The organism is Heyndrickxia sp. MSNUG (assembly GCF_049532715.1).
GTDB lineage: Bacteria > Bacillota > Bacilli > Bacillales > Cytobacillaceae > Mesobacillus.
Genome location: NZ_CP150978.1, coordinates 1270630 through 1291196, shown reverse-complemented (window position 1 = coordinate 1291196; position 20567 = coordinate 1270630). Strand labels below are relative to the sequence as shown.

The window sequence follows — 20567 nt, the reverse complement described above, 5'->3', positions numbered from 1 at the left end:
CTCTATAACCTTAAACTTCTCCGAAGAAAATTTCAAAAAAATAAAACCCACAGTAAGGATGACTGTGGGTTTCAAACGTATAGGCCCTGTTAAACAAGTCTGTTGATTTTCGTTCCAGGCGCTTCGCTTTCCGCGGGGCTGGCGCTGAGCCTCCTCGTCGCTTCGCTCCTGCGGGGTCTCACCTGTCCAGCTGCGCCCGCAGGAGTCTGCGCGCCTTCCACTACAATCAACAGGTTATAATAATCAGCATTCAGCTTTAACAGAGTCGTTTTTTATTATTTTGGGCTCGGGTCCTTATCGATTACTTTAGATGGTCATTGAACCATTCAACTATATAGGCTAATCGGTTAAGCCTCAGGTTCGGCTTTCCGCTTCTGGACAGTTCGTGGTTTGATTCAGGGAAGCGGATGAATTTTGTTTTCTTCCCCTGTCTCTTCAATGCGATAAACAGCTGTTCCGCCTGCTCAATCGGGCAGCGGTAATCTTTTTCGCTGTGAAGGATCAATAAAGGAGTATTAATTTTATCAGCATATGCAAGTGGTGAATGCTTCCATAATGTATCAATATCATTTAGATCTGCTTTTATTTGCCACTCTGTAAAATAGTATCCGATGTCGCTTACCCCATAAAAACTAATCCAATTCGAGATTGAACGTTGGGTGACGGCAGCTTTGAATCGGTCCGTATGGCCGACAATCCAGTTTGTCATGAAGCCGCCATAGCTTCCACCGGTTACACCAAGTCTTTCACTGTCAATGAAATCATAATTTTCCAGCACATAGTCAACTGCATCCATTACATCCTGGTAATCTCCGCCGCCATAATCGCCGCGGACGGCATTAACAAATTGCTGCCCGTACCCATGGCTTCCGCGCGGATTGATGTAGAGAACTCCGAATCCTTCTGAAGCAAGAACCTGGAATTCATTAAAATAAGTATTTGCATAGAGAGCGTGTGGTCCGCCGTGTATTTCCAAAATAAGAGGATATTTCTTTCCATCTTCACTGCGAGCCGGCTTCATGATCCAGCCATGAAGCGGAGTTCCGTCACCCGCAGCAAACGAAATTGGCTCAGGCTTCGATAGGGTAACTTCATCAAGGAACTTTTCATTCACTGAAGTGAGCTGCTTCATATCTCCTGTTGTTACCTCTAGCTGGAATAGCTCACCTGGCAGAACCGGATTGCTGATTGCAGCCACGATTCTTTGATTTTTTCGATCAAGTGTATATCCATATACATGCTGCTGATCCAGCAAGGCAGGATAAATTTCACCAGCTAAATTCCCAAAATAGAGGACCGTATTGCCCTGATCGCTTGCAAGGAAATAAAAACTCTCGCTGTCTTCTCCCCATAAAAAGGCTGGGCTGTATGCACCTTGCTGAAAATCCGCTGCAACTGCATCTCCTACAAGGATATCCATATTCTCGGTGATGCATTGGATATTGCCTGTTGCTAATTCTTGTACCCACAATTGAGGCAGGGTTGCATTTTCAAACTCTCTTTCATGGCCGATATAACCAAGGTATTTTCCATCAGGTGAAAAAGCGGCACTGCCATAGTATCCTTTACCATTCGTTATTTTTGTGGTTTTGCCAGTTTCCACCTCCACCAGCAATAAATCGCTTTTAAATGAAAAATCGCGCTCTGCCGTTTCATCCGCTGACAGTACAATTATTTTGCCGTCAGGTGACCAGCACTGCAGGTGGTAGTCTGCTTCTCTCTTTGTAATGAGCTCTGCTTTGCCATCCACAAGACTTATAATTGCTGTCTGCTTATACTTTCCATCCCAGAAACCCGCAGCATCTGACTTATACTTCATTTCCTCTGCCACAAAAGGCTCGAGTTTCTTTTCATCCTTCTTCTCTTCTTCCTTCTCCAGTAAATCTTCTTCTGGTTTGAGGAAAACAGAACAGGCTAGTTTAGAACCATCTGGTGACCATACAGGCCCGCTTGCACCATTTTTTAAGCTGGTGGCTTGCCTTGCCTCTCCACCAGCTGCATCGAGAACATAAACTTGATTTTTCCCTGCTCTATTGGAAACGAACGCAATCTGTGATCCGTCAGGTGACCATCTAGGTGAATGGTTTCGGTACTCCCCATATGTCCATTGCTTCGCTTCTCCGCCTTTTTCAATATCGATTATGTATAAATTAGACACATAGTCATTCTTTTTTTCCACCATCTCTGTCTGAACAAATACACACTTCCTGCCATCAGGTGAAAGTTGAGGATCTGTTACGGACTTCAATTCGTATAAATCTTCTGCTTTGAGAAATCTTTTTTCTCCCATCTAAGCAGCCACCCTTCCCAAATAATTTATTTATCTATCTTTATTTCGATAACAGAAATATATTTCCTTCTTCTTAATAAAAATTCTTTTACACTTTAAATGAATGGATCAGTACCTTGAAATTTTTATATATCGTTTGGAAATTATGATAAGGAACAGGAAATTTTTTTTACACTCTTGAAATCCGCTAAAAAATCCAGTACGATTATAACGAACAAACGTTCTATTTTATTCAAAAAGGAGCAAAGCAAAATGACAAGGATTCCTGAACAAGAACGCGATATCATGGAACAGGCCATTTATTTGCCGATGGTGCTTGTCGTGCTGAACCGGGATCTTTCTGTCGTTGAAAAAAGTCCATTCAAATTAAAGAAGCCCTATTTGGAGCTAATTGAAGAAACAATGAAGGCAGTCCAGAAAGAACTCGCTAAAGTAAAAAGCTATTTAAAAAAGCATAACCTTAAGGTTGAGGAAGTAAAGCGTGATGATGCATTTACGATGTTCCTTTTCATTTATCAAGGCTACGAAGAACACCACAATTATTTTAATCCCCGCATCCGCAACAAGGTCCAGGAATTGATGCTTTATTATTTATTCAAGCGCTTCAAACAAGCCGATCCTCCCCTGGAAAAAAGCTAAAGGGAATCCGGCTGATCATCGGATTCCCCTAATTTTCATCTTATATAAATAGGCTATTGCTTCTTACAGTCTTTATTAGCAGCAGGCAAATGACGCACTGCTTGCTGTTTCCGTATATCATACTCGCACCTTTTCGAGGAAACTAAAAAATGCCGGTGAATCCCAAAAACATTAAATATTTATTAATTGTCCTTGAAAACCTCACTTACCAAACTGGCATGATGATAGCCTTGCAACTCGCCGTATTTCGAACCATGAAGCAAGTAAAGGGCTTTCCGTTCAGTTTCTTTCATCCGCTGCATAAATTTTGTGCGCAGCAAGGATGTTCGCAGAAGCTGGTTTTCAAATGAATGGTGAGATACTGGCAAGGTAATGGATTTTTTATTTCTGAAGATAACCTGTGTGCTATGGGAATCCACCTTTTTATGGAATAAAACATGTTCGTGTGACACCCATATACAGTCAGGATTTGCAGGTGAATTTGTGGGCATAAAATAAATGGAGCTTATGGGGTCAATAATGATGGGGATTTTATGGGTAATCCCTGTCAGCTGCCGGGTTCCTTCTTTTCTCCCTTCATAACTGGACCCAAAATATTTACAGCTTTTTTTCACGATTTCAATCGGCCTGAATGGAGACAAATACTCCTCTTCCAATTCTATTACCTTGCTGTATGTCTTGCTTCCGTATTCTTCAGGGAGAATGATCATTGTAAAAGGATTTATTTCGTACTCTTCTACTAAATTCTTTTGGTTGATTGTCATTCCTTCATCTCCTAAAATACCATATACCCTATTGTAGCATAATGGCTAAAATTTTCTTTCCTCTTAGAAAAAATTCCTTTTTTAGCCACAATTAATGACGCGAGAAAAATTTTCTAAAAATTATAAAAATTTAGTTGATTATCTTTTCTTTCCTCCATATAATATAAAAAAGGTCTAAGAGGTGAGGTCAGTGAAAGAAAAATCGTATTCTGAAATCATGAAGGCCAGTGTGATGAAACGCATAAAAGCCAAGGAATCTTTTGTTCTGGACCTGTATGTTGACATGCTAATTTCTGAAATCCAATTAAACACGAAAAAAGAAAAATTGCTGTCTAAAATCGATAAAGCAATAGATGAACGTGACCAAATTTTATTTCTAACCCTAACAGAAGAGTTGAAGGATCTTAACAAACAATTTGGAACGTAGATGAGTGAAATCCCCCATAAAGGGGGTTTTTATTATTTTACAATAAGGCTGTGTTAAACTTTGCTGTTGATTTTCCGCTCCAATCAACATGTGCTATAACCAACTTTGTCCTTTAACACATCCTTCAATACAAAACAGCCCCTGAAAATTTCTTTCAGGGGCTGTTTTGTTTCATCTTCACTCTTGTTCATTCCGCTTTTGCACTTCATAATCCTCAAGACGGGATATTCTTTCAAGCATAGTCGGGTGTCCGTACCTGAAAATCTTCACCATAAATGGAGGATTAACCTGGCTAAGCCCTGCTTTTGTCAGCTCTTGGAAGGATGAAATCGCTGCGTCTGTATTATCAGTCATTTCAATCGCATATTTATCAGCGCGAGTTTCCTGATAGCGTGAAACAAGGTTTGAAACCGGGCTTGCTGCAAACATCATCATCGACAGGAACATAAGGAAGAGTGGCAGCGATTTGAGATCACCGGGATCCGTAATTTTAAATTCTCGCCCCCAGCGCGCGATTGCCCATTTCATCAATCGTGAAACAGCATACAGGCCGAAGAGAGATAGGAGCAGATATCCGCCAATACCGATATATATATGTTTTTCTACATAGTGGGCCATTTCATGTGCCATGATGAACAGAATTTGGTCATCATTCAGCCGATTCAGGGTCGTATCCCACAGGACGATGCGGGAATTAGAACCGATACCAGTAACATATGCATTAAGAGCATTCGTTTTTTCAGCCATATTCACTTCAAACACATGCTGCGCCGGGATGTTCGCCTGCTCTGCAAGATCAAGGATTTTCGTTTCGAGCTCCTTGTTTTTTAGCGGGTAAAAGTCGTTATACAGCGGATCAATCACGACCGGCTGGAGGAACATAATGAAAAGTGTGAACGGCACTGACAGCAGCCATGCGAACAGCCACCAGAACCTTTTGCTTTTATTCATCAGCCAGTACAGGACCACAACGATTACGAACATCATTGCATAATTGATCCAGAAATCGATCAATTCATCCTTCATCCACGAAGCAAAAGTCTGGGTTGAAATATTATAGGTCTTTGAAAGTGTAAAGCTGATATAGCTAAGCGGGAATGTTGCCACGAACGCAAAGAACGAAAGCCAGATCAAGTAGATGGCCGTTTGGCCGTATTTATTCTTGGATGTTTGTTCTCCCCATTTTTTAAAGGCCATGGAGAGACCTAATAGCAAAATCAAAAAGTAAAACAGCCATTCAAATGGTGTAGAAAGAAAGAATAATAAGTTCCTGATTTTTGAATATTCCTCGCTGAGCATCAATTCCCTGCCATTCAGAAAAGTCGCCGGATCTGCCCGGGAGCCTTCAAATTCAAATGGAAGATTTGTATCTGCAAAATAAAAAAGGTACCAGTATACCGCAAATCCGTAGAGCACATAGGCGATTACTCCATAAAAGCCCATTTTTCTCGCCATAGCTATTCCCCCTTTACGTACAACCCTTCAATAACTATTTTAGTCCGCTGCTTTAAAAATAGAACAAGTTATTGTCGGATTTAACCGTACATAGAAAAAGGGTACCAAGATGCAACATCTTGGTACCCTCAATAAATTTATTAATGGTGATGTTAAATTAGTCTGTTGATTTCCGCTCCGGTCACTCGCTTTCCGCGGGGCGTCAGGTGAGCCCGCAGGAGTCGAGTGCCCTCCGCTCCAATCAACAGGTGCTAAAAATTAGACGTGACCTTAACAGACTAATTGATAAAAGTTTTATCGATCAATGCCTTAAAGTCTGGTTTATCCTTTAAGAATTTTAAGGCATATGAGGAATCCGAGAATTCCTGGATTGTTTTCTCATCTACTTCATAAGTGAAGCCAATTCGCTCCCAGGCTAGCTTTACTACGTCCGATTCAAGCTCCTGTTTTGTTGTTTCTTTGATGTCTTTAATTGTGATTTGCTGTGCTTCCTCAGGATGTTCATTAATGAATTTGACGGCTTGCTTATGAGCATCAATAATTTTTTGAACCGTTTCAGGGTTTTCCTTAATCATTTTACCTGAAGTGACCATGACAGAAGCTGGCAGTGTTTCGCCATATGCTACTTCATCCCAGCCTATAACTACTTCTGCTCCGGTTTGTTTTTCAATCACAGCTGCCCATGGTTCAGGAGCTACAGCGATGTCGATTTTTCCTGATTTCAGCATGGCAGCATATTGTGCAGGCTGTCCTGTAAGATGCTTCATCGTTCCGCCGATGCGCTCCGATGTAATGCCTGCTTCCTCAAGATATGTTTCATATTGAACGTCATGTGTGCAGCCAACGCCTGGAGTAATGAATGTTTTACCCGCAAAGTCTTCAACAGAGTCGATGCTGACTCCTTTTCTTGCTAAAACGACCGTGCCGCCAGTCGACGCTCCAGCGATGATTTTCACATCAGCGCCTGTTGTATAATTGTTCATCGCAGGAGCAGGACCTACAAGTCCCGCATCAATTTCGCCGGTTTTAAGCGCCGTCATGAACGAGCCGCCTTCAGCGAAAGTTTTATACTCGATTGTAGTGCCGTCGCCAAGCTGCTGCTGATAAAAACCTTTATCCTTTGCGACCATCGCAGGCACATGATTGATGTTCGGAAAGTAGCCAATGACGATTTTTTCTTTGCCAGCCGATGTTTTCGATGCCCCGCCTGAACCGCATCCTGAGAGCAGCATCGCAAAAGTGAACAAGAATGTTACTGCTAAAATAGCTTTTTTCATAAGATTTCCCCCTTATTTTTATGATTCCAGTCCCCAGCGTTGAAGCACAGATTTTTCGATACGCTGGAAAATGATCTGGTCTACAATTGTTCCAATAACCCCAATGATGATCATGACACCAATTACCAGAGCCATGTTTCCGAAATCCGAAGCATAGCGAAGCGTGTAGCCAAGCCCCGGTCCGGTGCTCAAAAGCTCACCTGCCATCAGCGCGCGCCAGGCAAAAGCCCATGCTAGCCTTGCGCCTGTAACTGCATATGGAATAGATGCAGGAAAAATAACTCTTCGAAATAAATCCCAGCCGGTGGACCCCATTGTCCTGGCTGCTTTTATATATAGTGGTGAAACATTCTTGATGCCCATCCTGAGATTGAGAGTCATCACAAATGTTCCTCCAAGTACAACAACGAATATAACGGCTTTTTCATTCATGCCGAACCACATGATGGCCAGTGGCAGCCAGACGATACTTGGCACGCTTTGAAGTGCAAGCACGACAGTACCTATTGTCTCATCAGCTGATTTCGATCTCGCGAGCAGGACTCCCAGTGCTGATCCAATCACAAGAGATATCCCGAGCCCAATTGCCAGACGTTTAAAACTGGCGACCAAATCGTATACCAATGTCTTATCCTGGAATCCAGTCACTAACGCCTCAAGCACTTTTTCCGGAGACGGCAAAATAATTGGCAGCCACCACTCCAGTTTTGAACCGGTATACCAAAATGCGATGATTGCTGCGAAAAATATGATTCTTTTAATGGTTGGATTCATGTGCAAGTTCCTCTCTGACCACTTTGTCGATTTCCTTCTTCAGGAATCCCATGATGTATTCTTCCAGCTCCACCATTGCTTTTTTGTGCTGATGACGCGGCCTTGGGATGTCCACTTTAATATCCTGAAGGATGATACCAGGCTTCGTCCCCATCACAATAATCCGGTCTGATAGTTTGATGGATTCAGAGATGCTGTGGGTTACAAATAAAATTGTTTTTTGCGTTTCTGTCCAGATTGTCTCTAACTGGTCATGGAGCCGAGTACGCGTCTGTTCATCAAGCGCGCCAAACGGTTCATCCATCAAGAGAATATCCGGATTCATCGCAAGTGCTCTGGCGATCGCGACACGCTGCTGCATCCCGCCAGACAGCTCGTGTGGATAATGCCCTGTATAGTTTCCTAGCTGGACCATTTGCAGATATTTTTTTGCTTGTGCTTCTGCCTGTTTTTTTGGAAGTTCTCTTTTAAATGGAAAAATGACATTCTCAAGCACATTCAGCCATGGAAACAAAGCCGCCTGCTGAAAAACCATTCCCCTATCCTTCCCTGGCTTTTCTACCTGCTTTCCATCGATCAGAATTTCTCCGCTGGTTGCTGGTGTCAGCCCGGCAACAATCGAAAGAAGTGTAGATTTCCCGCAGCCAGAAGGACCAAGAATTGAAACAAATTCACCTTTATTTACTCCAAGATCAATACCTTTCAAAATATCAATCTGGTGATTATCTTTATCTGCGTATTGTTTATGAACATTATTTATAGAAATGAACAATTAAATCACCCCAATCAAATAAAACAAATAAGTTTAGTCGGAATTAATAAAGTTAATTATAATGTATTCTCTGACCTTGTCAACATTTCGTTTTTTTCGCGTGTTTTTTTGTGGTTTAACCATCATCAAAAAGTACTGCCCAGATATTCAAGTTCACAAAATTTTGGGGAGTTTCGTAAAATTCACTAGAGTTTTCGCAAGAATCCTAGTTACCTACAAAAGTGCCGCAAGATCTTCGAGGAAAGATGTTTAATAGAATACGGTCTTTAATATGAAATCCTTGCCGGCTGAATTAGCTTAAACCTGTCAAAAAACAAAAAAATAGACCTGCAACAAAGCAGATCTAGAAAAAATAAGAATATAGAGTCAAAACGGAAATAGAGCCGATAACTACGACGATTACATTTGCACCCAGGTAAGCGGCAATAAACGCAGATGCTGCTCCGATGACACCGTACCAGATATCTTCCTGGATAAAAAGTATCGCCGGGAAAATCAAGGCACCTAGCGTGGCATAGGGAACATTTTTCAATACTCCCTGTAAAAATGGCGGAAGTTCCTTCCCTTTGAACATGACAAACGGCAGCATTCTTGGAAGGTAGGTTACGACCGCCATGCCGATAATCATGATCATCATCTCTCTACTCATCTGCATCTGCCCTCCTGCCAAGCTTAACTGTTTCCACTATTTCTACTAGAATTGCAGACAGCAGGGTAGCCAATACAATTGCCCAGCCTGTGGACATCAATTCAGTCATGGTGAAAATGGAGTTGAAGCACGCCGCCAGAACGGCTAGAAAAACAACCTTCACATTCTTCTTCATCGACGGCACTAAAAGTCCGACAAACATTGCATAAAGAGCAACCGACATGCTTTCCTGCAGGGTTTGCGGCAGCCCTGTACCTATAAGGAAACCCAATCCTGAAAAGATTACCCAGCTTGAATATGCGGTAAGGTTCAAACCGAACATGTATCCTGCATTTACAGTCCCTTCGCGAGTCGCAGCCACCGAAAAGGTTTCATCGGTAATGCCGAATGAATAGGCCATTCTCGCAGGGATACTGTCTTCGTCCGCCTTTTCGTTCAGTGAGGCAGACATAAGAAAATGACGGATATTTACTATAAAAGTAGTAAGGACAATTTCGAAAATCCCAATTCCCTGCGCCAGAAGGCTTAATGATATGTATTGAGCTGCACCTGCAAACACTAGAAGACTCATCATCAATGTTTCACCCAATGATAATCCTGTCGTCTTGGCAATCAAACCGAAGGTAAGCGCAATCGGCATATAGCCTATCGCAATGCTGATGCCTGATTGGATTCCTTTTTTAAACTCCGTTGCCTGCTTAACTGCTAATGTACTTTCCACTCGCTCCCCTCCCTCAGAAACTATTATACTTTTATTCAATTTAAAATCCTTTACACCATTAAAATATATTATACATACTTCCATTAGCATGGAAAAGTATTTCTTTACCCGAAACAAAAAACACGGCCAAAGCCGTGTTTCATCACTTTCCTTTAAAAACTGGCTTCCTCTTCTCACTAAAAGCAGCTAAAGCCTCAAGGCGGTCTTCAGTTGGAATCGTCACTTCATACGCTTTTCGTTCAATTTGCAATCCAGTCTGTAAATCAGCATTCATCCCTTGCTTGATAGCGAATTTTGCCTGTTGTAATGCAACCGGCCCATTTGCGTGCATCATTTCTGCCCATTTAAAGCATTCATCCAGCAAGTTTTCCTTTTCTGCTACAGAGGTGACAAGCCCAAATTGCAATGCTTCCTGAGCGCTAATTCGGCGGGCAGTCAAAATCAATTCTAAGGCTTTTGCCTGGCCGACTAGCCTTGGCAGACGCTGTGTCCCGCCTGCGCCTGGAATAATGCCCAGACTTGTTTCTGTCAAACCCATGAGAGTCCCTGCAGCGGCAATACGGAAATCACACGCAAGGGCTAGTTCCATACCTCCTCCAAACGCGAATCCATTGATTGCTGCGATGGTAGGCTGCGGCAGCTGGTCAATTGCAGTGAATACTTCACCAATTTTATAAATATTCCGCTTTACATCTTCCTGAGCCAAAGTCCTGCGCTCTTTTAGATCCGCTCCCACACTGAATGCTTTCTCGCCGGCACCGGTAAAAATAATCACTCTTGCTTTAAGGCTAGTCCTGATTTCTTCAACTGTCTTTTGAAGTTCTTCCAGGGTCTCATAATCAAATGCGTTGAGTGCATCAGGGCGATTTAAAGTAACAATCGCTGTATATCCTTTTAATTCAAAATGGATATTTTTCAAATTACACCACTCCTTCCTTAATTCTCATTCTTGATAAATATAAAAAAATCCTCTTTAAAAAAGAGGCCAGCTAGGAAGCCTGCCTCTTTCAAATTTATTTACCCTGTAAAACTTGATTTTTCAATGCTCTTCTTAAAATTTTGCCGGTTGTATTCTTAGGGAGTTCTTCCAGGAACTCGATTGCACTTGGCACTTTGTATTTAGCCATATGCTCACGGCAATATTCGAGCAGCTGGTCTTCTGTCAGGTCTGGATTCTTGCTGACAACGTAGCATCTGACTGCTTCACCCAAATTAGGGTCAGGTACCCCAAGAACGGCAACCTCGACAACATCAGGATGGTTATACAATGCTTCTTCGACTTCACGAGGATACACATTATACCCACCGACAATGATCATATCTTTTTTGCGGTCGACGATATAAAAATAGCCTTCGTCGTCCATGCGTGCAAGGTCGCCAGTAAAAAGCCAGCCATCCTTGATTGTTGCAGCCGTCTCTTCAGGCATTTTGTAGTATCCTGCCATAACATTGGGTCCACGAACAATCAATTCGCCAACTTCGCCAGGAGCAACTTCTTCCCCTAGTTCATTTACTACCTTGTTTTCTACATTAATAATCGAAGTGCCAATCGAACCAGCCTTGCGAGGGCGGTCAAGAGGATTGAAACATGTCACTGGTGAAGCTTCAGACAGTCCATACCCTTCGGAGACCATCACGTTGAATTTTCTTTCGAAGTTATGCAGCAATGCTACAGGAAGTGATGCTCCCCCAGAAATGCACAGTCTCAAAGATTTTAAATCATCCGGGCTTCCTTCAGGATACTGGAATAGGAAATTGTACATCGTTGGTACACCAGCAAATACACTTGCCTCATATTTCTTTGCGATTCTAAAAACCTCTGCAGGACTGAAGCGAGGAACGATTAACAAGGTTCCTCCATTCATTAATGGTGCATTCAAGGCAACTGTCAAACAAAATACATGGAACATTGGCAACGCAGTAATGACGCGATCATCTTCATTCATTTCCAGGTAATCGCTTACATCTTTCGCATTGCTGTAAAGGTTCTTGTGTGTAAGCATGGCACCCTTTGGTTTTCCTGTTGTTCCAGAGGTATAAAGAATGATGGCGACATCGTCTTCATTAAGCTCTGGCCCTTTATATCCTTGATCACCAGAAGCGACGACATGTGTAAACGGTTTCATTTTTGACCCTAATGACAACTTGGATATTTCTTCTTCTGACATTTGGCTCTGGCCAGTTTCGCAAATGATGAAATTTTCTACCTTTGGCAGGTGCTGATGCATTTTTTCAGCCAAAGGGAGCATCAGATCCAGTCCAATAACGGCTTTAACATCCCCGTTGTTCAGTATATAACCAATTTCATCTGCAGTATAAATAGGATTGATGGGAATGACTGTTGCACCGAGCCGGAGAGCTCCGTACAAGCTGATGATAAAATGTGGAGAGTTTCCTAACAGCAGTGCGATATGATCGCCTTTTTTCACCCCTAATTTTTCAAGGCCCGAAGCAAACTTGGTAACAGTGGCATCGAGTTCAGCATATGTACTTGCCTTATCCATGAAAAAATATGCTGGCTTTTCGCCAAGCACAGAGGCAGTGTGATGAAGCTGTGATGAAAGATTCATTAACTCCCTTCCCCCTTTGTGGTGATGTACTATCACCAAACTTGTAAAAAGTTTTCTAAATATATTATATTGAAAGAAAATTATGTATTCAAGAAAAATGTGCTGACATTTTCAGCAATCTAACTAAAAATAATTAAAAAACGCGGTGTCAAAGACATCGCGTTACGACCTGCTAATAAATTAAGTTAATAAAATCTTCCTTAGAAATATTTCCGAAATAATGTTTTATATCGATCTCTTCTAAAGCTGCCGCTATTTGTGATTTCTCATATTTTTGGCCTGTGAGCTTATCCTCAATTTCGCCCACATCGCCGACACCAAAGAAATCCCCATATATTTTGCAGTTTTCAATGATTCCTTTGTTCACCTCAAAGCGCACATCGATTTGGCCGACAGGGAAACGATGAGAATGCTGAAGATTGAATTTTGGTGACTTTCCATAATTCCAGTCCCAGTTCTGATATCTTTCTTTTGAAAGTTCATGGATATTCTCCCAGTCCTCTTCTGTTAGGACATACTCCGGAATTTCCTCCATCTCTTCAAAAATATTTTTTAATAGAAGACTGCGGAACTCTTCAATTGTCACTGTTTCAGAAAGAAACTCAGAAATGTTTGCCACACGGCTCCGAATGGATTTAATGCCTTTTGATTCGATTTTATCTTTTTTCACGTTAAGGGCTGAAACAACACTCTCGATTTCTGAATCGAATAATAAGGTTCCGTGGCTGAACATTCGTCCCCTTGTAGAGAACTGGGCATTTCCTGAAATTTTTCTTCCTTCGGCGAGAAGGTCATTCCTGCCGCTTAATTCAGCGTCCACACCTAATTTTCTCAATGCATTGACGACTGGCTCTGTAAACTTCCTGAAGTTATGAAAGCTCTCACCGTCATCCTTCGTAATGAAGCTGAAATTCAGGTTACCTAAATCATGATATACAGCTCCACCGCCTGATAGCCGGCGGACAACGTGAATGCCATTCTTCTCGACATACTCTGTATTGATTTCTTCGATCGTGTTCTGGTTTTTGCCGATGATGATGGACGGCTCGTTTATATAAAATAAAAGATATGTTTCGTTTATATCGAGATTTTTCAAGGCGTATTCTTCTATCGCCAAGTTAATTCTTGGATCTGTTATTCCCTTATTATCGATAAATAGCATCGTTGATTCTCCTTTTATAATGTGAATTCCAGTCCTTCTTTTGCCAGTGATATTGGACCTTGATATATGGTCAATGCTTCATTAACAAGTTGTTCCAGCTCACCGTAATGAGGGAGGTGGGTCAGAATGAGCTGTTTAACCCCTGCTTCCTGAGCAAGCCTTCCATTATCGTAACTGTTCATATGCCCTGCTCCCTTGCCATCCTGGCTGCCATAAAAATTACACTCTGAAAGCAGCAAATCTGCCCCTGACGCAAAGGAAATGAATTCTTCCTTGTAAGAGGTGTCGGCCGTGTAAACAAGAACTTTCCCACCTGCTTCAATTCTCATTGCATAGCATGGTACAGGGTGAACCGCGGTCAAGAAGGTTATTGTAAAAGGACCAATTTCGAGCTTTTTCTCAGGGTCAAAAGCTACACCTTTTGTGATGTTTTTATATGTAAGCTTTGCGAATTCCTGCTTGTCCTGTGTATGGCCGTATATTGGCAGCAGCGGCGATTTTTTACCTAAAAACCCCTGAATAAGTCTTGCGTGCTGCAGCACACCTATATCCGCTACATGATCAGGATGATAGTGCGACAGTACAAGCGCGTCCAGCTCTTCCGGCTGTACAAAGTTTTGCAGCTTCGCGAGGACCCCGCTGCCAAAATCTATCATAAGCTTAAAGCCATCATGCTCCAAAAAATACCCCGTGCTTGCCTCGTTAACCTTAGGGTATCCGCCCCAGCACCCTACTATTGTGAGCTTCAAAGATATTCCTCCTTTAATCCCATGTTTGATTTCACTATACTTCATTTTGCCCATTTTTTCATTTAAACGGTATTTTTCAGAAAACAATCATTGACGATTCCAATCTGTTATAATACAATTTAAATAACATCACCACTGTATCAAAACACTTTAAATATTGGAGGCGAACAGCATGATTGAAAATATCGTTGAATTCTTTCGAAATTTACCTCAGAAACAATGCATGGAGTGTGGAGAACCAATAAAAGAACAGCACGAATGTTATGGAAACAAGTGCGATGGATGCATGCATCCTGGGAAACGATAAAACTATATTTCACCTATGTTTTTTCGGTGTAATACAATCCCTTTCAGAGTTTTGACAGCAAATGAAAGGCCAGCTCGTTCATTTTGAACGGCTGGCCTTTTTTAATTGCTATAAAAACGTCTACTTTTCTGCAGAAACGGCAAAGCGCCTCTTATGCATAAGTTGGAAGTATATCCACGTTCCAATCGATAATGCTACAATATATGCTCCGAGGATTTCAGCATTTTGCCACATAAAGCTTAGATCCCCGCTTGAAATGACGGATTTGAAACCTTGTACTGAATACGTCATTGGCAAGAATGCATTAAACTTCTGCAAGAATCCTGGTATCAATTCCAAAGGGAATGTACCCGCACTTGTTGTAAGCTGAAGTATTAAGATGACAATTGCCACAAATCGTCCAGGATCCCCCAATATAGTAACAAGGAATTGAACAAGGGTGATAAATGTCAAACTTGTTATTATAGAAAAGATCAGGAACAGTGGAAGGCTTTTAACCTCCAGACCCAAGCCTTCAAGCAATATGGCATCAGCAATCAATGCCTGAATAACCCCAATTCCAGCTAAAATCACAAACTTACTTCTGAACCAGCTGAAGCCGCTTGATGGCACACCTGCAGGTTCTCTTAGCGGAAAGACGATTGACAGCAGCAATGCACCGACGAAAAGTCCTAAAGATAAAAAGTAAGGTGCGAAACCTGTGCCATAGTTTGGAACTTGGTTAATTTTCTCATTCTCCAGTTTAACAGGTGCTGCAAGCATATTATACGTATCATCCGAAGGGTTGACTTTCGCTTTTTCTGCACCTTCTTTAAGCTTATCCGCGAGTTCCGTTGTACCTTCTGCTACTTTCCCGTTCCCTTCAGCAAGTCTCTCGGCACCAGATGACAGCTTACCAGCTCCATCTGCCATTGCAGATGATCCTGTTGCAAGCTGATCCATTCCCCCAGCAAGTTTGGTCGAACCAGCTGCAAGTTTTTCTGAACCAGCTTTAGCCTCGGCAAGCTTTTCACCAAACATGCTCATTCCAGAATTAAACTGTTCCTGACCAGCAGCTAGTTTATTCGCTCCATTTTCAAGCTGGGCTCCTCCTGATGAAAGTTCTTCAAAGCCTTTACGCAACTGTGATTGCCCCTGAGATAATTGACCCAGACCGCCATTTAGCTGCTGTGCTCCACCTGCAAGGGCACCAGCTGATTCTGAAAGAGTACCTGTGCCTTGAGCAAGCTGGGCACTTCCTGCTTCCAATTTTTGCAATGCTTCTGCAAGCTGTTTCTGCTTATCTGGATATTCAGCTAAAAGCGGCTGCATCATTTGCATTTGTTTCTGCAGCTCCTGAATGCCAGAGTGCAGCTCATTTGCTCCTGCAGCAGCATTATCTGAGCCCTTTTTCCAGGCTTGCATATTTTGCGACAGCTGCTCAGAACCCTGTTTAAGCTTAGATGTGCCGTCTTCCATCGCAGGAAGCTTGCTGTTTGCTTGCTGTAAACCGGCAGCTAACTTTGATGCACCTGCAGACAATTCTTTTTCACCCGAAAGGATTTCTCCAGATGCGGCTTCTAGCTTCTTATGCCCATCTTCCAGCTGTCCCAGTCCGGATGCAAGGGAGTTTGCTCCATTAGCAACCTCTTTGACACCTGACTTCGCTGAAAGCATGCCGTTGTTGAACTCAACAGATTTCCCGGCAAGAAGAGATAGATTTTCATAGAGTTCATTTGAACCATTCTTTAATTCCCCTGCACCATCCTTTAATTCTGATGCGCCTTCACTTGCTTTGTCCAATCCGTCAGCCAGATCACCTATTTTATCAAACATTGTTTCTGCATAGGTTTCAGACACCTTCTCAGATACAGAGGCCTTAATTCTTTCTGCTGCCGTTTCACCAATTTGAGCAGAAAGAAAGTTAAAGCTTTCATTCGGCATGTAAATGAGTTCAAGTTTTTTTGGCGTGTCGTCCAGCAATGTAGTAGCATTTTCGGAGAAATTTTCCGGAATTTTAATGAGCATATAATACTCTTGCTCTTTTAACCCTTTTTCCCCGTCTGCTTTATCTACAAAATCAAAACTAAAGTCTTTGCTTTCCTGCAGTTTCTCAACTAAATTATCCCCAAGCTCCAATTTTTCTCCTTCGATCATTGCACCTGAATCCTCATTGACAATAGCAACTGGCAAATCAGAAAGATGTTCATAAGGATCCCAAAACGCCCAGAGGAACATTCCGCTGTATAGAACCGGGATAAAAATCACAGCTAAAATTGGGATTAGCAGCTTCTTATTGCGAAGTATCGCTAAAAATTCCTGTTTTAATAGTTTGTTTTTCATAGTTGTCCTCCCTTTTGTAATAAATGACCATTTTGTTCATTTGGTCAATTGACTCCATAAAACAAGGACTATCCTATATAGACAATCCTTTGAAAATGTAAAACTCAAACAGCTGTGAGATGTCTTCCTTTTCAAGCGGTTTGTGTTTTTTCTCCCAGTCAAATATTAAGGCAATATAGAGTTTCATCATGATAAACGCCGTCATTTCAGGATCGCACTCTTTAATCTCCTTTTTTTGAACAGCCAGTATGACCTTATCCTTAATATAGTTGATAATGGCTGTTTCCATTTTTGCCATCACTTCCAATACTGCCGGTGTCCCTAGATCTCTCGCTTCCTGCGAAAGCTTGATCGTCAACTGGTGTTCTTTACGGAACTCAAGGAGCTTATACAACGCCCGATGAACGTTTTCGTAAAATGAATGAGACGGATCTACTGATTCGTCTGCAACCCGCTTCATTTCCTTGATGAGCCTGTTCACGATCTCATCGAAAAGTTCCTCCTTGTTCTTGAAAAAGGTATATATCGTTCCTTTTCCAACATTGGCCATTTTGGCAACCTGGTCAATGGTTGTAGCCTTATAGCCATAGAGAGAAAATGAGTTGGATGCTGAATCAATGATTTGCTGTTTTCGGTCGATTGCCATGATTACACCTCTCTACGAATTAAAAATGACCAAATGAGAGAATTGGTCAATTCGTTCAATAGATACTTTATCACAAATGATTTTGCTTTACAACATAAATATAGTTGTTTTGTTTCTTAGCTTGTGGAGTTTTAGGTTTCTATTGATTTCCATAGTTATGAGCGTGAAATAAAAGCCATTTTGATTCGTGAACAAGTTCAAAAAAGGAGGTACTTGCTGTTTTATTTATAAACAAATCGATGACTAGAGCGGTAAGTGCTAGGCTCCAGCGGGACAGATGGCCTGTTGGATAACTTAAGGAGCAAAAACTGGAATAAGTGGGCTCCGAAAAGACGTCTTGGTTACCTGAATAGCACAAAAAATGGTAAAATAGGACTCCAATATGGCCTCTTGGGTACCTGAATAGCACAAAAAATGGTAAAAGGTGAAACCAATAAGACCTCTTGAGTACCTGAATGAACAAAAATCGTAAAAAGAATAAGCATAAGAAGCGCTCCGAGAACCATTCACTCCACTTTTTACATACGAATGCTCATGAACAGCCTCAAAAAACAGCAATGTTTACGAAAACAGCCAAAAAGAAAAAACCCTAAAAGGGTTTTTAAGATCCAAGTTTTAAAAATTTCAGTATTTTTTCTATAGCTGCTTCACCCTGGTCAATGCAGTCTGGAAGACCAACACCTTCATAGGAGCTGCCTCCTATAAAAACACCTGGAAGCTCATTTTCAAGATCGATTTTCAGTTTTTCTACTCTTCTCTTGTGGCCAACTGTATACTGCGGCATCGCTTCTTTCCAGCGGGATACGACCGCAAAATCAGGTTGTGCCTGAATATCCATGGTTTTGTTTAAATCGTCAAGGGCGATTTTGATGATTTCATCATCGGAAAGTTCAACGACTGCTTCGTCTCCCGGTCTGCCAACATACAGCCGGAGCAAGACCTTTCCTTCAGGAGTTGTATGAGGCCACTTCTTGTGTGTCCACGTACAGGCTGTAATCGTATAATCACTGTTCCTTGAGACAACAAATCCTGTTCCATCGATGTCTTCCTTAATCACACTCTCAGGGAACGCCATTGCTACAGTAGCCACTGAGGTTGATGGCATATCACGAAACGGCTCAAATATATGGTCATGATCTGAAAACATATGCAAGGCAGCTTCATGTGGCGCCGAAACGAGGATGCTGTCTGCATCAAGTGTTTCTCCGCTGCTCAATCTCAAACGGTAGCCATTATCCTGCTTGCTGACTTTATCAACCCTGATGCCCTTTAAAACTGAACCTGGTTCAAGTTTCGCTTCTATCGCGTCGACGAAGGATTGCAGCCCAGTTTTCACTGTCAGGAACATTCCTTTTTTCTTTTCCTGCCCGTCTCCAGCTGTTTTCTTTTTTGGAGAAGGAGTGGTTTTCCTTGTACCAAGAATCAGACTGCCGTATTTTTGCTCCACTTGGTAAAACTGAGGGAATGTTGATAAAAGACTCATGTTATCAATATCTCCTGCGTATATCCCTGAAAGCAAAGGCTCAATCAGATTTTCTACAACTTCATCACCAAGTCTGCGACGGAAAAACTCGCCTAATGACTGGTCACCTTGGACCTTGGAAGGAGGCATAAAAAAGTCTCCCGCTGCTCTGAACTTTCCTGGCCATGAAAATAGGCCTGTTGTAATGAAAGGAGCGATTTGAGTCGGGATTCCCATAACAGCGCCGCCAGGCATAGGGTGAAGCTTGTCCTTAACCAAAACATAGGATTTCCCTGTGCTGTTGTTAACAAGCTGATCGCCCAGTCCAACTTCGCGAACCAGCCGACCTGCACTCGCCTTCCTTTCAAGAAAAGAATCAGGGCCCCTTTCAATGACAAAGCCATCTTTAAGATAGGTCTGCATTTTTCCGCCGACTCGGTGCGAGGCTTCGACTAACTTTACATCAAGGGGAAGCTGGCTTTCCCGGGCATGCTTTTGCAAATAATACGCAGCAGTCAGACCAGTTATGCCGCCTCCGACAATTACGACTTTTTTCATTTCTGTCACGGTAAATCGCCTTCTTTTTATAGTATTAGCGTGAAGTAGACAGCTTCTTTAAAATCACATCTGCCATCGCGTCAATAAATTCAGGCTCTGCGTTCGGCATTGGAGGCCTGTAATAGCTAGCTCCGATTTCGTCCGTGACTTTTTTACATTCGTAATCGTTGTCATACAGGACTTCCAGATGGTCGGATACAAATCCCGCAGGCACATAAACAAATGCTTTATAATCATGTGCTTCGGCCAGATCCCGGGTAAGATCCTGCACATCAGGCCCAAGCCAGGGTTCAGGAGTATTCCCAGCACTCTGCCAGCCTACCTCGTAGTTCTTAACATTTGCTTTTTGGGCAATCATGTCTGCAGTCTTTTGCAGCTGATCCGGGTATGGATCGCCCATCTGAAGGATTTTCTCCGGAAGACTGTGGGCAGAAACAATCAATACTGCATTTTCACGCTCATCTGCAGGCATGTCGACGAATGTTTTCTCCACACGGTCAGACCAGTATTTAATAAATTTAGGCTCGTCATACCAGCTCTCGACAGATACGATTTCCGGTCCACCAAGCTTTGAAGCTTCTTCCTTTGCTCGTCCATTGTATGATTTCACGCTGAATGTTGAGAAGTGGGGAGCCAACACGATGCTTACAGCCTCTTCTATGCCATCTTCATGCATTTGCTTGACTGCGTCCTCGATAAAAGGCTCGATATGCTTGAGGCCAAGATACATTTTAAATTCAATCTCATCCTGTAAACTGTTTAAATGCTGCTCAAGCTTCTCACCTTGCTCAATCGTAATTTTCGCAAGAGGTGAAATGCCCCCGATTGCTTCATAGCGATCACGCAAATCTTCAAGCATCTCAGGCGACGGCGTCCTGCCGTGGCGAATATGTGTATAGTATCGTTCAATATCTTCTTCTTTGTAGGGTGTTCCATATGCCATAACTAGCAAACCCATCTTTTTCTTTGTCATGATTGCACCTCTTTTTACTGTCTCTAAGCTTTTATTCTGCCAAAAACAAG

At 42.2% G+C, this 20567-nt stretch carries 19 protein-coding genes; 3 read left to right on the top strand and 16 right to left on the bottom strand.

The genetic code is table 11. The features are described 5' to 3' along the window. Positions 1 to 301 precede the first annotated feature (301 nt). A complete protein-coding gene (locus AABM38_RS06365) occupies positions 302 to 2290 on the bottom strand; it encodes a S9 family peptidase (RefSeq protein WP_423409633.1) in 1989 nt (662 codons plus the stop codon). A 252-nt stretch (positions 2291 to 2542) separates the two neighbouring features. On the opposite strand from AABM38_RS06365, the gene AABM38_RS06360 reads away from it, so the two are divergent. After that, positions 2543 to 2929 (top strand): hypothetical protein, encoded by a 387-nt coding sequence (locus tag AABM38_RS06360; protein WP_335378328.1) that lies wholly within the window; start codon positions 2543 to 2545, stop codon positions 2927 to 2929. A gap of 182 nt (positions 2930 to 3111) precedes the next feature. Here the strand turns inward: AABM38_RS06360 and AABM38_RS06355 are convergent, their stop codons facing one another. Then, positions 3112 to 3693: a competence protein ComK gene (locus AABM38_RS06355; protein ID WP_423409632.1), complete on the bottom strand. Its 582-nt coding sequence runs from the start codon at positions 3691 to 3693 to the stop codon at positions 3112 to 3114. Positions 3694 to 3883: 190 nt separating this feature from the next. Between AABM38_RS06355 and AABM38_RS06350 the strand changes: the two genes are divergently transcribed. After that, positions 3884 to 4120 carry an IDEAL domain-containing protein gene (locus AABM38_RS06350; RefSeq protein ID WP_335378326.1) on the top strand — a complete coding sequence of 79 codons (237 nt, stop codon included), beginning with the start codon at positions 3884 to 3886 and terminating at the stop codon, positions 4118 to 4120. Positions 4121 to 4297: 177 nt separating this feature from the next. Here AABM38_RS06350 and AABM38_RS06345 read toward each other — a convergent pair whose 3' ends face one another. The 10 genes from AABM38_RS06345 to AABM38_RS06300 form a co-directional block, all read right to left on the bottom strand. Further along, a complete protein-coding gene (locus tag AABM38_RS06345; RefSeq protein ID WP_423409631.1) occupies positions 4298 to 5575 on the bottom strand; it encodes a M48 family metallopeptidase in 1278 nt (425 codons plus the stop codon). Between the two features lie 278 nt (positions 5576 to 5853). Continuing rightward, positions 5854 to 6852 (bottom strand): ABC transporter substrate-binding protein, encoded by a 999-nt coding sequence (locus AABM38_RS06340; protein WP_423409630.1) that lies wholly within the window; start codon positions 6850 to 6852, stop codon positions 5854 to 5856. A gap of 18 nt (positions 6853 to 6870) precedes the next feature. Next, a complete protein-coding gene (locus AABM38_RS06335; RefSeq protein WP_423409629.1) occupies positions 6871 to 7626 on the bottom strand; it encodes an ABC transporter permease in 756 nt (251 codons plus the stop codon). Next, entirely contained in the window at positions 7610 to 8398 is a 789-nt protein-coding gene (locus tag AABM38_RS06330; protein ID WP_423409628.1) for an ABC transporter ATP-binding protein, read from the bottom strand. Before AABM38_RS06330 ends, AABM38_RS06335 begins: the two co-directional genes overlap by 17 nt. 343 nt (positions 8399 to 8741) lie before the next feature. Beyond that, positions 8742 to 9047: an AzlD domain-containing protein gene (locus tag AABM38_RS06325; protein WP_335378321.1), complete on the bottom strand. Its 306-nt coding sequence runs from the start codon at positions 9045 to 9047 to the stop codon at positions 8742 to 8744. After that, complete coding sequence (locus AABM38_RS06320; RefSeq protein WP_423409627.1) at positions 9040 to 9768, bottom strand: AzlC family ABC transporter permease; 729 nt, start codon at positions 9766 to 9768, stop codon at positions 9040 to 9042. The genes AABM38_RS06325 and AABM38_RS06320 overlap by 8 nt, the downstream gene beginning before the upstream one ends. Positions 9769 to 9910: 142 nt before the next feature. Beyond that, entirely contained in the window at positions 9911 to 10687 is a 777-nt protein-coding gene (locus AABM38_RS06315) for an enoyl-CoA hydratase-related protein (protein WP_423409626.1), read from the bottom strand. A 94-nt stretch (positions 10688 to 10781) separates the two neighbouring features. Then, a complete protein-coding gene (locus tag AABM38_RS06310; protein WP_423409625.1) occupies positions 10782 to 12338 on the bottom strand; it encodes a fatty acid--CoA ligase family protein in 1557 nt (518 codons plus the stop codon). 172 nt (positions 12339 to 12510) lie between these two features. Further along, on the bottom strand, positions 12511 to 13500 hold the full coding sequence (locus AABM38_RS06305) for a lipoate--protein ligase (protein ID WP_423409624.1): 990 nt from the start codon (positions 13498 to 13500) through the stop codon (positions 12511 to 12513). A gap of 14 nt (positions 13501 to 13514) precedes the next feature. Beyond that, complete coding sequence (locus AABM38_RS06300) at positions 13515 to 14249, bottom strand: MBL fold metallo-hydrolase (protein ID WP_423409623.1); 735 nt, start codon at positions 14247 to 14249, stop codon at positions 13515 to 13517. A 172-nt stretch (positions 14250 to 14421) separates the two neighbouring features. Between AABM38_RS06300 and yhfH the strand changes: the two genes are divergently transcribed. Then, a complete protein-coding gene (yhfH, locus tag AABM38_RS06295) occupies positions 14422 to 14556 on the top strand; it encodes a protein YhfH (protein ID WP_423409622.1) in 135 nt (44 codons plus the stop codon). Positions 14557 to 14676: 120 nt separating this feature from the next. Here yhfH and AABM38_RS06290 read toward each other — a convergent pair whose 3' ends face one another. The 4 genes from AABM38_RS06290 to hemH all read right to left on the bottom strand — a co-directional run bounded on the left by AABM38_RS06290 (position 14677) and on the right by hemH (position 20517). Next, a complete protein-coding gene (locus tag AABM38_RS06290) occupies positions 14677 to 16878 on the bottom strand; it encodes a YhgE/Pip family protein (protein ID WP_423409621.1) in 2202 nt (733 codons plus the stop codon). A gap of 73 nt (positions 16879 to 16951) precedes the next feature. After that, positions 16952 to 17524, bottom strand: a complete 573-nt coding sequence (locus AABM38_RS06285) for a TetR/AcrR family transcriptional regulator (RefSeq protein ID WP_423409620.1) — start codon at positions 17522 to 17524, stop codon at positions 16952 to 16954. Positions 17525 to 18125: 601 nt separating this feature from the next. After that, positions 18126 to 19544, bottom strand: coding sequence for a protoporphyrinogen oxidase (gene hemY, locus AABM38_RS06280; protein WP_423410677.1), 1419 nt, complete (start codon positions 19542 to 19544; stop codon positions 18126 to 18128). 34 nt (positions 19545 to 19578) lie between these two features. Continuing rightward, positions 19579 to 20517, bottom strand: coding sequence for a ferrochelatase (gene hemH / locus AABM38_RS06275; protein WP_423409619.1), 939 nt, complete (start codon positions 20515 to 20517; stop codon positions 19579 to 19581). Positions 20518 to 20567: the final 50 nt, after the last annotated feature.

Excerpts from the sequence above, each read along its gene's own strand:
- AABM38_RS06340 (WP_423409630.1), bottom strand. The coding sequence starts at position 6,852 with ATGAAAAAAGCTATTTTAGCAGTAACATTCTTGTTCACTTTTGCGATG.
- AABM38_RS06310 (WP_423409625.1), bottom strand. The coding sequence starts at position 12,338 with ATGAATCTTTCATCACAGCTTCATCACACTGCCTCTGTGCTTGGCGAA.
- AABM38_RS06290 (WP_423409621.1), bottom strand. The coding sequence starts at position 16,878 with ATGAAAAACAAACTATTAAAACAGGAATTTTTAGCGATACTTCGCAAT.
- hemH (WP_423409619.1), bottom strand. The coding sequence starts at position 20,517 with ATGACAAAGAAAAAGATGGGTTTGCTAGTTATGGCATATGGAACACCC.
- AABM38_RS06355 (WP_423409632.1), bottom strand. The coding sequence starts at position 3,693 with ATGACAATCAACCAAAAGAATTTAGTAGAAGAGTACGAAATAAATCCT.
- AABM38_RS06365 (WP_423409633.1), bottom strand. The coding sequence starts at position 2,290 with ATGGGAGAAAAAAGATTTCTCAAAGCAGAAGATTTATACGAATTGAAG.
- AABM38_RS06285 (WP_423409620.1), bottom strand. The coding sequence starts at position 17,524 with ATGGCAATCGACCGAAAACAGCAAATCATTGATTCAGCATCCAACTCA.
- AABM38_RS06325 (WP_335378321.1), bottom strand. The coding sequence starts at position 9,047 with ATGAGTAGAGAGATGATGATCATGATTATCGGCATGGCGGTCGTAACC.
- AABM38_RS06345 (WP_423409631.1), bottom strand. The coding sequence starts at position 5,575 with ATGGCGAGAAAAATGGGCTTTTATGGAGTAATCGCCTATGTGCTCTAC.
- AABM38_RS06360 (WP_335378328.1), top strand. The coding sequence starts at position 2,543 with ATGACAAGGATTCCTGAACAAGAACGCGATATCATGGAACAGGCCATT.
- AABM38_RS06305 (WP_423409624.1), bottom strand. The coding sequence starts at position 13,500 with ATGCTATTTATCGATAATAAGGGAATAACAGATCCAAGAATTAACTTG.
- AABM38_RS06335 (WP_423409629.1), bottom strand. The coding sequence starts at position 7,626 with ATGAATCCAACCATTAAAAGAATCATATTTTTCGCAGCAATCATCGCA.
- hemY (WP_423410677.1), bottom strand. The coding sequence starts at position 19,544 with ATGAAAAAAGTCGTAATTGTCGGAGGCGGCATAACTGGTCTGACTGCT.
- yhfH (WP_423409622.1), top strand. The coding sequence starts at position 14,422 with ATGATTGAAAATATCGTTGAATTCTTTCGAAATTTACCTCAGAAACAA.